Source organism: Affinirhizobium straminoryzae, assembly GCF_007004135.1.
Classification (GTDB): domain Bacteria; phylum Pseudomonadota; class Alphaproteobacteria; order Rhizobiales; family Rhizobiaceae; genus Neorhizobium; species Neorhizobium straminoryzae.
In genome coordinates this window covers 1-12,215 of record NZ_VJMG01000025.1, presented here as the reverse complement: position 1 = coordinate 12,215, position 12,215 = coordinate 1, and the positions used below count along the sequence as shown (strand labels likewise).

General features: G+C 63.5%; 9 protein-coding genes. 4 read left to right on the top strand and 5 right to left on the bottom strand.

Annotated elements, in window-relative coordinates:
- Positions 1-7: 7 nt before the first annotated feature.
- The 5 genes from xylA to FNA46_RS10685 form a co-directional block, all read right to left on the bottom strand.
- Positions 8-1,318 (bottom strand): xylose isomerase, encoded by a 1,311-nt coding sequence (xylA, locus tag FNA46_RS10705; RefSeq protein WP_143125191.1) that lies wholly within the window; start codon positions 1,316-1,318, stop codon positions 8-10.
- Between the two features lie 158 nt (positions 1,319-1,476).
- Positions 1,477-2,925 (bottom strand): xylulokinase, encoded by a 1,449-nt coding sequence (gene xylB / locus FNA46_RS10700; protein ID WP_143125190.1) that lies wholly within the window; start codon positions 2,923-2,925, stop codon positions 1,477-1,479.
- A gap of 28 nt (positions 2,926-2,953) precedes the next feature.
- On the bottom strand, positions 2,954-3,979 hold the full coding sequence (locus tag FNA46_RS10695) for a LacI family DNA-binding transcriptional regulator (RefSeq protein WP_143125189.1): 1,026 nt from the start codon (positions 3,977-3,979) through the stop codon (positions 2,954-2,956).
- 144 nt (positions 3,980-4,123) lie between these two features.
- On the bottom strand, positions 4,124-5,701 hold the full coding sequence (locus FNA46_RS10690; protein WP_143125188.1) for a DHA2 family efflux MFS transporter permease subunit: 1,578 nt from the start codon (positions 5,699-5,701) through the stop codon (positions 4,124-4,126).
- 60 nt (positions 5,702-5,761) lie between these two features.
- Positions 5,762-6,979, bottom strand: a complete 1,218-nt coding sequence (locus tag FNA46_RS10685) for an HlyD family secretion protein (RefSeq protein ID WP_143125187.1) — start codon at positions 6,977-6,979, stop codon at positions 5,762-5,764.
- 140 nt (positions 6,980-7,119) lie between these two features.
- Between FNA46_RS10685 and FNA46_RS10680 the strand changes: the two genes are divergently transcribed.
- From FNA46_RS10680 to gltX, 4 genes are all read left to right on the top strand, one after another.
- Positions 7,120-7,788: a TetR/AcrR family transcriptional regulator gene (locus FNA46_RS10680; RefSeq protein WP_143125186.1), complete on the top strand. Its 669-nt coding sequence runs from the start codon at positions 7,120-7,122 to the stop codon at positions 7,786-7,788.
- A 144-nt stretch (positions 7,789-7,932) separates the two neighbouring features.
- A complete protein-coding gene (locus tag FNA46_RS10675; protein WP_143125185.1) occupies positions 7,933-8,700 on the top strand; it encodes a TerC family protein in 768 nt (255 codons plus the stop codon).
- Positions 8,701-8,815: 115 nt separating this feature from the next.
- Entirely contained in the window at positions 8,816-10,588 is a 1,773-nt protein-coding gene (locus FNA46_RS10670; protein ID WP_143125184.1) for an SLC13 family permease, read from the top strand.
- Positions 10,589-10,717: 129 nt separating this feature from the next.
- On the top strand, positions 10,718-12,175 hold the full coding sequence (gene gltX / locus FNA46_RS10665) for a glutamate--tRNA ligase (RefSeq protein WP_143125183.1): 1,458 nt from the start codon (positions 10,718-10,720) through the stop codon (positions 12,173-12,175).
- Positions 12,176-12,215 lie beyond the last annotated feature (40 nt).

Genomic DNA, 12,215 nt, shown 5'->3' with positions numbered 1-12,215 from the left:
CCTTTCATTACACGTAGCGGTTGACCACGTTTTCCAGCAGTTCCTGCTTGCCGGACTTCGGCTGCGGGTTGATATTCTGGGCTTCGACGCGGGCGGCAATCGCATCGAGGCTTTCCTCGCCGCGCAGCATGGCCTGGTTCTCGGCCTTGTCCCAGCCGGCATAGCGGGCAGACAGCGGGCCGGACAGCGCCTTGTCCTCGATCATCTTCGCCGCAGCCTTCAGGCCGCGTGCGCAGCAATCCATGCCGCCGATATGGCCGATCAGCAGGTCTTCCGGATCAAGCGACTGGCGGCGCAGCTTGGCATCGAAATTGGTGCCACCTGTGGTGAAGCCGCCGCCGGCGAGAACCTGATAATAGGCGAGCGCCATTTCCGGCACGTTGTTCGGGAACTGGTCGGTATCCCAGCCGGACTGGTAGTCGTTGCGGTTCATGTCGATCGAGCCGAAGATGCCAAGCGCGTTGGCAAGCGCCAGTTCGTGCTCGAAGGAATGGCCGGCCAGGATCGCATGGCCCTGCTCGATATTGACCTTCACTTCCTTCTCGAGGCCGTAGTTCTTCAGGAAGCCGTAGACGGTCGCGACATCATAGTCATACTGGTGCTTCGAGGGTTCCTGCGGCTTCGGCTCGATCAGGATCGCCCCCTTGAAACCGATCTTGTGCTTGTATTCGACGACAAGGTTCAGGAAGCGGCCCATCTGGTCCAGTTCCTTCTTGAGATCGGTGTTGAGCAGGGTCTCGTAGCCTTCGCGGCCGCCCCACAGCACGTAGTTCTCGCCGCCCAGACGCTGCGTCGCATCGATGCAGGTCTTCACAGTCGCCGCGGCAAAGGCAAACACATCCGGATCAGGATTGGTCGCGGCACCCGACATGTAGCGGCGATGCGAGAACATGTTCGCCGTGCCCCACAGGAGCTTGACACCGGTGGCCGCCTGCTTTTCGGCGAAGTAATCGACGATCTCGTTGAGGTTCTTCGTGTTTTCCGCGAAGGTCGCGCCTTCCGGGCGCACGTCGGCATCATGGAAGCAGTAATAGGGCGTGCCGAGCAGCTGGAAGAATTCGAAGGCCACGTCGGCCTTCAGCTTGGCAGCTTCCATCGTGTCCTTGAACCACGGACGCTCGAAGGTGTTTCCGCCGAACGGATCGGTGCCCGGCCAGACGAAGGTGTGCCAGTAGGCAATCGCAAAGCGTAGATGGTCTTCCATCCGCTTGCCGAGCACCACTTCGTCCGGGTTGTAATGGCGGAAGGCGAGCGGATTGGTGCTGCCTTCGCCTTCGTACTTGATCTTCTGGATATTGCCGAAAAAGCCGGTCGACATGGGTTGTCCTCCTTGGTTGATGTCTTCGAACAGTGTGCGGATGATGCCCCCTCACCCTGCCCTCTCCCCGAGGGGAGAGGGGAAGGCCGGCGCGTGCCGCTTGTCCCTTCTCCCCTCGGGGAGAAGGTGCCGGCAGGCGGATGAGGGGGCTGCCTCCCTCAAATCCCCCGGATCGCCGGATAGAGCGCCCGGTAGCGGTGATAGGCCTCGTCGTATGCCGAGGTCAGCGCCAAGACCGGCTCCACCGTCTCCGCCGTCTTCGGCGCGGTGCAGACGGCAAGCGGATCGGCGCCGGTCGCCGCGATCAGGCCGAGACGGGCGGCGCCGAAGGCTGCGCCGAAATCGCCATCGGCCGGAATGTCGACGGGAAGACCGAGCGCGGTCGCAATCGAGGCCAGCCAGTAGCGCGAGCGCGAGCCGCCGCCGATGGCGGTAACGCGGCCGATGCTGGTGCCGGCCGATTTCAGCGCCTCCAGACTGTCGCGGATCGCAAAGGTCACGCCTTCCATCACCGCCTGCGTCAGCTCCGCCCGGCCGGTTTCATGACCGAGCCCGATGAAGGCGCCACGGATCTTTGCATCATTGTGCGGCGTGCGCTCGCCTGAAAGATAAGGCAGGAAGGTGACGCCGGTCGGCGCTTTCAGGTGATCGCCCACTTCGGCGGCAAGGTCGCCAGCCGAACGGCCCGTCACCCGCGCATGCCAGTTCAGCGCATCGGTGGCGGACAGGATCACACCCATCTGGTGCCAGGTGTCGGGCAGCGCGTGGCAGAAGGCATGGACCGCGCTTTCCGGCTTCGGCAGATAGGAGCCGTTGGCGGCAAACAGCACGCCCGACGTACCGAGCGATACGAAGGCCTGGCCTTCCGCCACCGTGCCCATGCCGCAGGCGGAGGCCGCATTGTCGCCGGCGCCGCCGGCAATCACGACGCCCGGCTGCATGCCCCAGGCTGCCGCCAGTTCCGCCCGTAGCGTGCCGGCCTGCTCGGTGCCTTCCACCAGACGCGGCATCTGGCCTTCCTGAAGGTCGGTCGCGGCAAGAAGTTCGGACGACCAGGCACGCTTGCCGGTGTCGAGCCAGCTGGTGCCAGCCGAATCCGACATTTCCGAGATATGCTCGCCGGACAGCCAGAGCCGGAGATAATCCTTGGGCAGCAGCACCTTGGCAACCCGGGCAAAGATGTCAGGCTCGTTGTTCTTCACCCAGACGAGTTTCGGCGCGGTGAAGCCGGGGAAAACGATATTGCCGGTCAGCGCCCGGAAGCGGGGATCGGCATCGAGACTTGCAGCTTCCGCGAAGGAACGTGTGTCGTTCCACAGGATACAGGGACGCAGAACCTTGTCGTCCGCGTCGATGAGGGTGGCGCCATGCATGTGGCCGGAAAGGCCGATGCCGCGCACGGCGGCGAGTGCTGCGGGATGCGCCGCCTTCAGCGCCGCGACCGCCTCCTCCGTCGCCGCGATCCAGTGGGCGGGATCCTGCTCGGACCAGCCGGGATGCGGACGCGAGACATCGAGACTGCCGGTGGCCGAGCCGATGACGTGCTGGTCGCCGTCGATCAGCATGGCTTTGACGCCGGACGTGCCGAGATCGAGACCGAGATACATCAGGTTTCCTCCTTTACGACCCTGTGGTTCAGGGCAGATTGTCCTTCAAGAAGATGTCGATCCGAATGCGTTCCTGCGCCGCCACCACGGCGGAGCGGTCCGTCTCGGCCTTCAAGACGCGGATGGCGCTACGCACCTCATGGCCCGCATCCTGGTTCAGAACCCCGTCGATCAGATCCTGCGCGAGCGCATCCCGCGTCGCGCCGGTCAGTTCGTGCACAATGACAACGGGACGCACACCGCTGCCACCGGCCTGAAGGGCGCGAATGAGGCCACGATTGCCGGCGCCGGCGCTGTAGATGCCAGCGAGATCCGGATGCGCGAGCAGCGCCTCCTGCACCAGCCGTCCCGTCTCTACAGGATCATCACGCCCTTCCAGCACGGGCAGGATGGCACGTGCTGCAAAACGCTCCGCCATCACCGAACCAAAGCCCTCCAGACGCTCCCGGTGGTCACGGACCATCAGCGATCCGGCCAGCGGCAGCACCGGCCCCGGGCGACCACCGAGAAAGCGACCGAGCAGCGTGCCCGCCGTGCGGCCGGCAGCGATGTTGTCAATGCCGGCAAAATGGACCCGCCGCGAGCCGCTGAGATCGGAGACAAGCGTCACCACCGCAATCCCCTGCTCGACCAGGCGATCTGCCGCCGCTCGCACCTCCGGTGCGTCGATGGCCACAAAGGCGACACCGTCCGGCCGGTCGCGGCCTGCATCATCGAGGGCCGCGACAAGGGCGGCGATATCGAAGGCCGGAACGTCGCGCATGACAAGCGACATTCGCTCGCGACGCCCCCGCTCCGCTGCCGCCTGAACCTCGGCCCGCAGCGCCTGCATGAAGGAATTATCGTTGGCCGGCAGGATGAAGACGAAACTGTAGACACGCCCCTTGGCGAGATTGGCGGCCGCCACGTCGCGGACGAAACCAAGCGCTTCGATCGCCGCCTCCACCTTCTCACGGGTCGCGGGGCGCACGCCGGCGCGCCCGTTCAACACCCGGTCGACGGTTGCAAGGCTGACGCCTGCATGCGCGGCAATATCATGGACCGTGGGCTTCATGTCTCCTCCGCCGGGAGACATAGCGCGAGTTCTGAGGTACGTAAATCAGAAATTCGCGACACGCCGGAAATAAAAATGGGCCGCCGCTTGCGCGACGGCCCAAACCCTTCTCGGCGGTGGATTGGCGGGGGATGCGAGAAGGGGTTAGTGGCCACCTCCGGCCGGAGCTGCGGCGCGTGGCTTGGAAATCAGCATGACGAGCAGAATCAGCGAGGAGAACAGCACGGTCAGCGCCATGAAGACATCGATGAAGGACATGATCGTCGCCTGCTGGTTGACCATGCCGGAGAGCTTGCTCAGCGCGGCACTTGTCCCGTCGATACCATAGGAATTGTAGTTCGCCGCGACGTTGTTCAGCCAGTCGAGCGCTGCCGGATTGCCGTAGTTCACATGTTCCGACAGCCGCGCATAATGCTCGTCGGCACGCTGCGTCAGCATGGTGTTGATGATTGCAAGGCCAACGGCGCCGCCGAGGTTACGGGTCAGGTTGTAAAGGCCGGACGCGTTCTGGATTCGCTGCGGCGGCAGGGTGCCGAGCGCCACATTATTGATCGGCACCATGCACAGCATCAGCGAGCAGCCACGCAGGATCTGCGGCACGAAGAGTTCGTAGAAATCCCAGTCCGCGGTCATGCCCGTCACCAGATAGGTGCCGAGTGCGAAGCCGAAGAAACCGATGGCCATCATCACACGGGGATCGAGCTTGTTCGACAGGAAGCCCGCCACAGGCGCTGTGAAGAACATCGCCAGACCGGACACGAACATCGTCTCGCCGATCATCAGCGCATCATAGCCGCGAATGCGGGCCAGATAGAGCGGATAGATATAGGTGAGGCCGTAGAGGCCGACGCCCATGATGAAGGAGAACAGCGAGCCGAAGGCGAAATTGCGATTGGTGAAGGCCTTGAGATCGACCACGGGGAAATCGACCCGGAAGGCGCGCCAGAAAAACACCAGGGCACCGATCGTCATGGCGACGGCACCGATGACGATGCGCTCGTCGCTGAACCAGTCCTTGCTGTTGCCCTCTTCCAGCACGTATTCGAGAGAACCGAGGAAAACAGCCATGGAGGCAAGTCCCGCCCAGTCGAAACGCTTCATCAGTGCATGCTGCGGCTTGTCGAAATCGACGAAGGTCCAGACCATCAGGGTCACGAAAATGCCGGGCCCGATGTTGACCAGGAACAGCCAGTGCCAGGAGAAGGCATTGCTGAGATAGCCGCCGACCGTCGGGCCGATGGTTGGCGCCAGCGTCGCGATCAGGCCGATGATCGGCGAGACGACCGATCGCTTGGACGGCGGGAAAATCGTGAAGGCCGCGGCAAACACCGAGGGGATCATGCCGCCGCCGATAAAACCCTGCAGCGCGCGGTAGATGATCATCTGCTCGATGTTCGTCGCGGTCGCGCAGAGCGCCGACGACAGGGTGAAACCCGCCGCACAGATGGTGAACAGCACACGCGTCGACAGGATGCGGGCCAGGGTGCCCGACAGCGGGATCATGATGACCTCCGCGATCAGGTAGGAGGTCTGCACCCAGGCCACCTCATCGGAACCGGCAGAAAGACCGGCCTGGATTTCCGACAGCGAAGCCGAGACGATCTGGATATCGAGGATGGACATGAACATGCCGAGCACCATCGCAAAGAAGGCGATCAGCTTGCGCTTGTCCATCGGGGGATCTGCGGGTATGGCGCCCGCCGAAGCAGTCGTGGCAGCCATGGTCTTTCTCCTTCGCGAGGCTGGGGCGCCGCCCGTCGCGGGCGGCAGCCGTCGCGGACCTTAGTTGCTCGGCGCCGTGCGGGTGTCGACGTCGGCCACCACGCTGAGACCGGCACGCAGATGGCCCTTTTCCAGTTCTTCCTTCGGGATCGCGATGCGAACCGGCACGCGCTGCACAACCTTGGTGAAGTTGCCTGTGGCATTTTCCGGCGGCAGCAGCGAGAAGACGGCACCGGACGCCGGGGCAATCGACTGGACCGTGCCGATCACGGTCTGGTCGTCGAAGGCATCCACATGGATGCGCACCTTGGAACCCGGCGCGATATGGCCGATCTGCGTTTCCTTGAAATTCGCCTCGATGTACAGCTGGCTGACAGGCACGAGAGAGGCCAGCCGCTTGCCGTTCGAGACCAGATCACCGGTGTGAACCGAGAGGTTGCCGATGGTGCCGTCATAGGGCGCCTTCAGGATCGTGAAGTCCAGATCGCGCTGGGCCTGCTGGACGGCGAGTTCCTGCAGCCGCACCGTGTTGATCGCCTCGTTGCGCTGGGCCTTGAGGAGATCGATGTTGGCCTGGGCCGAGACAACCGCCGCCTGGCCTGCTTTCAGGTTGGCCTGCGCCTGTTCGAGCGCGATCTGGGCATTGTCGAGTTCGGCGGTCGTGCCGACATTCTTGGCAGCCAGCTCAGTCTGGCGACGCTGGGTGATCTCCGCCCCCCGAACCGTGGCCTGCAGCGCGCCAAGCTGGGCCTGCGACTGGGCAAGGCTCGCCTCGCCGCCAGCGATCTGCGTACCGATACGGGTGACCGCAAGCCGGGCGCTTTCCAGATTGGCCTTCGCCTGATCGAGCGCGATCTGGTAATCGCCCTGGTCGAGCGTCACCAGCGGATCGCCGGCCTTGACCGCCTGGTTCTCGACGACATTCACCTTTTCCACATAGCCGGAAACCTTCGGCGAGATGACGGAAATGTCGCCGGTCACATAGGCATCGTCCGTCGACACGAGAAAGCGACCGTCCGTCCACCAGTTGTAGCCATACCAGCCGCCGGCCGCGATCACACCGATCAGGATGACCGGCAGCACCGGGTTGCGCTTTTTCTTCGTCGGCTGCGAGCCACCGCCCTTGGCATCGATGCCGGCCGCCTGCGGAGACGACGGCTTCTCCGCCACTGGCGTCTCGGTGCGGGCTTCCACCCGCTCCGCATTCGCTGCCTGGTCCGAAGATGCATCTTCGGCCTGAACGAGGCGCAGGGAGCCTGTGTTTGAAGGAGATGTCATGGCAATCACCGGTCTGGTAAGGAAAGCAGGTCCGATCGAACCGATCGGTTCAGTTGACGATTGACATAATCCCATCCTTCCCACATATCAAGAGGTGATCGAACCGACCGGTTCGAAAAGATTAACAAACAGGTTCACGAATGCAGGAGAAGAATTGCCCCCCTGCCGAGGCAGGCTGTACGCCCGGGCGTTTTGCCGCCGGCGCCGACCCGGCCAAGCGGGAGCAGATCCTTGAAGGCGCCAAGGCGGTCTTCATGCGTCTGGGCTTTGACGCTGCCAGCATGAACGACATCACGCGCGAGGCGGGCGTCTCCAAGGGCACCATCTACGTCTATTTCGACAGCAAGGACGACCTGTTCGCCGCCATCATGGAGCAGGAGCGGACGCGCCTTGCCGAATCCATGCGCGACATCCTGGATGGCAGCGAGGCGGTGGAGGAAGGCCTCTATCGCTTCGGTGTGGCTTTTGCCGTGAAGATCACCAGCGAAAGCACGATTTCGGCAATGCGCACGATGATCAGCGTGGCGCCGCGCATGCGCATGCTCTCCCAGCGTTTCTTCCAGGACGATTCGATGAACATCCGCTTCTTCCTGGAGCGGTTCCTGATCCGCCAGGTGGCCAAGGGCGCACTTGTGGTGGACGATGTCAGCCTTGCCGCCCGCCACTTCATCGAGCTTTCCACCGGCACCTTCCTGAAGATGCGCCTGTTCGGCCACATGGAAGGACCGCCGCCGATTGACGAGATCGAGAAGCAGATCGCAAGCGCCGTACGCATTTTCATAGCGGGATACGGCAATCACGGCGCGTGAAGCGGAAGCCGGCCGACCTCGCTGGCAGGGGACGGCCAGGCCCCGGCGCGGCCTGCGGGTTTGACGGGGCAAGCTTGATTCCTGCGACCAATGTTCTAGTTTTCGGATGCCGGAAATCGTCCGGCGTGTGGGGACCAAGACAACATGCAGGATATCCTTCAGCTCGTGCAGGACCCGGCGGCCTGGGTGGCACTCGTCACGCTCGTCGTCATGGAAGTCGTGCTCGGCATCGACAACCTGATCTTCATTTCCATCCTCACCAACAAGCTTCCGCCTGAAAACCGCGAAAAGGCCCGCAAAATCGGCATCGGCCTGGCGCTGGTCATGCGCCTCGGCCTGCTCGGCACCGTGGCCTGGATCGTGCAACTGACGGAACCGGTCTTCGAGGCCTTTGGTCACGGCTTCTCCTGGAAGGACCTGATCCTGATCGCCGGTGGCCTCTTCCTCGTCTGGAAGGCGACCAAGGAAATTCATCACACCGTCGACCCGGAAGACCACAAGGAAGACATGGTGGGCCATGCCGCCACCACCACCTTTGCCGCGGCGATCGGCCAGATCCTGCTGCTCGATCTCGTCTTCTCCGTCGACAGCATCATCACCGCGGTTGGCATGACCCCGCATCTGCCGATCATGGTGATCGCCGTTCTGGCTGCCGTGACCGTGATGCTGGTGGCCGCCAATCCGCTTGCCAACTTCATCGAGAAGAACCCGACCATCGTCATGCTGGCGCTGGCCTTCCTGCTGATGATCGGCACCACGCTGATTGCCGAAGGCATGGGTTTCCATGTGCCCAAGGGTTACGTCTATGCCGCCATGGCCTTTTCGGCGCTGGTGGAACTGCTCAACATGCTGGCGCGCAATGCCCGCCAGCGCAAACGGCAGGCGGGCCAGACGGACAGGACACTGCACTGAGCGCGAGCCCCTTTGTCGGCAGCCACTGGAACCTGGTGGATCCGATGATCATTAGGAGCATCGCAACATCCGTACTCGGGTGGCCACGCCGGCCACCCTTCCCTGCCGGAGCCTCATGACCACCCAGCAAATCCTCGCCTTCTGCGTGATCGCCGGCATGATGGCCGTCTTCATATGGGATCGCTTCCGCTATGATGTCGTTGCCTGCTGTGCGCTGGTCGTGGCCGTGGCGCTCGGCGTGGTTCCCGTGGACCATGCCTTTTCCGGATTTTCCGACGACATCGTCATCATCGTCGGCAGCGCACTGGTGGTGAGTGCCGGCGTCGCCCGCTCCGGCATCGTCGATACCGTGATCAAACGGATGTTCCCGCATCTCACCTCCATGCGGGCGCAGCTTGCGCTGCTGATGATCTCGGTGGCGCTTCTCTCGGCCTTCATCAAGAATATCGGGGCGCTGGCGATCATGATGCCGGTCGCCTTCCAGTTCGCGCGACGCGCCGGGGTCTCGCCCTCGCGCTACCTGATGCCCATGGCCTTTTCCGCCCTTCTCGGCGGACTGATGACGCAGATCGGCACCTCGCCGAACATCGTCGTCTCAAGGCTCAGGGCAGAGATGACCGGTACGCCGTTTTCCATGTTCGATTTCACCCCCGTCGGCGGCGTGCTGGCACTGGTGGGCCTCACCTTCCTGCTGTTCTTCTACTGGCTGGTGCCCGAACGGCGCAAGCAGACGGGCAGCATCGAGGAGGCCGTGGAAATCTCCAACTACGCCTCGGAAGCCACCGTCACCGGCCAGTCCGCGGTGATGGGCAAGCCGCTCGGCGAACTGCTGAAGCTCGGTGATGGCGAGGTGGTCGCAACCGCCGTGCTGCGCGGGCCGACACGGATGTCGCCCTTCCCTGATCTTATCCTGCGCGAGGATGATTCCGTCGTGCTGGAGGGCCGCTCCGCAGTTCTTGACCGGGTGATTTCCGGCGGCAAGCTGAAACTGTCCGGCAAGGCGCTGAAGGATGGCAGCCGCGCCCAGCAGGACCTGATTTCCATCGAAGCGGTCATTTCCCGGCATTCGGTGCTCGCAGGGCTCTCAGCCGGCGAACTGGCGCTCTCCTATACCCGCGGCGTCAACCTCCTGGCGGTCAGCCGCCGCGGCGAGCGCCTGCGGGAACGGTTGCGCGACCTCGTGCTGCAGGAGGGCGACGTGATCGTGCTGCAGGGCGGGCGCAAGACGCTGCCGATCGTGCTGCAGGATCTGGCGCTCCTGCCTCTTGCCCAGCAGGAAGTGCTGCTCGGCACACAACGGCAGGCGCTGATCCCGATCGGCATCCTGGCACTGGCGATGCTGGCGACGGCGCTCGGCTATGCGCCGGTGGCCGTTGCCTTCTTCGCGGCAGCCCTCGGCATGGCGATCTTCGGCGCCGTGCCGCTCAACGATCTCTACAAGGCCGTCGACGGACCGATCCTGGTCATGCTCGGCGCACTGATCCCGGTTTCGGATTCACTGCGCACCAGCGGCGGCAGCGAGTTGATCGCCCACTGGCTCGGCGAGATCGCCCACAACCTGCCGCCCTATGGCGCACTCGGCCTCATCATGCTGGCGGCGATGGCCGTGACGCCCTTCCTCAACAATGCCGCCACCGTGCTGGTGATGGGGCCGATCGCTGCGAGCTTTGCCGCCACCCTCAACTTCCGACCGGAAGCGTTCCTGATGGCGGTGGCGATCGGTGCCGGTTCCGATTTCCTGACGCCCGTCGGCCATCAGTGCAACACGCTGGTCATGGGCCCGGGGGGCTATCGCTTCTCCGATTATCCCCGGCTCGGCCTGCCGCTCTCCATCCTCATCCTGGTGGTGAGCGTGCCGACGCTGATGGTGTTCTGGCCCGTGAACTGACCGGCAAGCGGGGGCCTTGGCCGCATAAATCTTGACGCTTCCCGCAGAATATGCGCTAAGGCCTGCAATCCAAGCACGGCAGTCTGCGCCCGTTTTGCGGCGCGTTTTTCCAAGTTCGAGCAGGCACTCATGACCACTTCCGGCGTCCGCGTCCGTATCGCACCCTCCCCCACCGGCGAGCCGCATGTCGGCACCGCCTATATCGCGCTTTTCAACTATCTCTTCGCGAAGAAACACGGCGGCGAGTTCATTCTGCGCATCGAGGATACCGATGCCACCCGCTCCACCCGCGAGTTCGAGGACAAGGTGCTGGAAGCGCTGCGCTGGTGCGGTCTCGAATGGAAGGAAGGCCCCGATGTCGGCGGCCCCTACGGCCCCTACCGCCAGTCCGACCGCAAGGACATGTACCAGCCCTACGCGCAGGACCTGCTGGACAAGGGCCATGCCTTCCGCTGTTTCTGCACGCCGGAGCGCCTGGACAAGATGCGCGAGGAGCAGCGCGCGGCCGGCAAGGCCCCCGGCTATGACGGGCTGTGCCTGCGTTACTCCGCCGAGGAAGTGACGGCAAAGATGGAGGCGGGCGAAACCTCCGTCATCCGCATGAAGATCCCGACCGAGGGCGCCTGCGAGTTCAACGACGGCGTCTATGGCGACGTGTCGATTCCGTGGTCCTCCGTCGACATGCAGGTGCTGATCAAGGCCGATGGCATGCCGACCTATCACATGGCCAACGTCATCGACGACCATCTGATGAAGATCACCCATGTGGCGCGCGGCGAGGAATGGCTGGCCTCGGTGCCGAAGCACATCCTGCTTTACCGCTATTTCGGCTGGCAGGAACCGAAGTTCATGCACCTGTCGCTGATGCGCAATGCCGACAAGTCGAAGCTGTCGAAGCGCAAGAACCCGACCTCGATCTCCTATTACTCGGCGCTCGGCTATCTGCCGGAAGCGCTGATGAACTTCCTCGGCCTGTTCTTCATCCAGATCGCCGAAGGCGAGGAATTGCTGTCGATGGACGAACTGGCGGAAAAGTTCGACCCCGAGGCCCTGTCCAAGGCCGGCGCCATCTTCGACATCCAGAAGCTCGACTGGCTGAACGGCCGCTGGCTGCGCGAAAAACTCTCGCCGGACGATTTTCTGGCCCGCACCTTCGAATGGGCCTCTGAAAACCAGCGCCTGACGGAAGGGCTGAAGCTTGCCCAGAGCCGCATCTCCAAGCTCGGCGAACTGCCGAACCTCGCAGGCTTCCTGCTTGCCAACGATGTCGGCCTGACGCCCGCCTCCTTCGGCGGCCTCAAGACTTCCCCCGCCGAGACGCTGGAGATCATCAACACCGTTCAGGCCGATTTCGAAAAAATGCCGGAATGGACGGTGGAAAGCATCGACCAGGAGCTGCGCGCCGTGGCCGACAAGCTCGGCAAGAAGCTGCGCGTCGTCACCCCGCCGCTGTTCATCGCCATGTCCGGCAGCCAGCGCTCGCTGCCTCTGTTTGACTCGATGGCGCTGCTCGGCCGCTCCGTGGTGCGCCAGCGCCTGAAGATCGCCGCAACCGTGATGGCATCCCTGGTGGGTGCAGAGAAGTAAAGGCGGATGCTGCCTTGCGTGGCAGCATCCGCCTTTACTT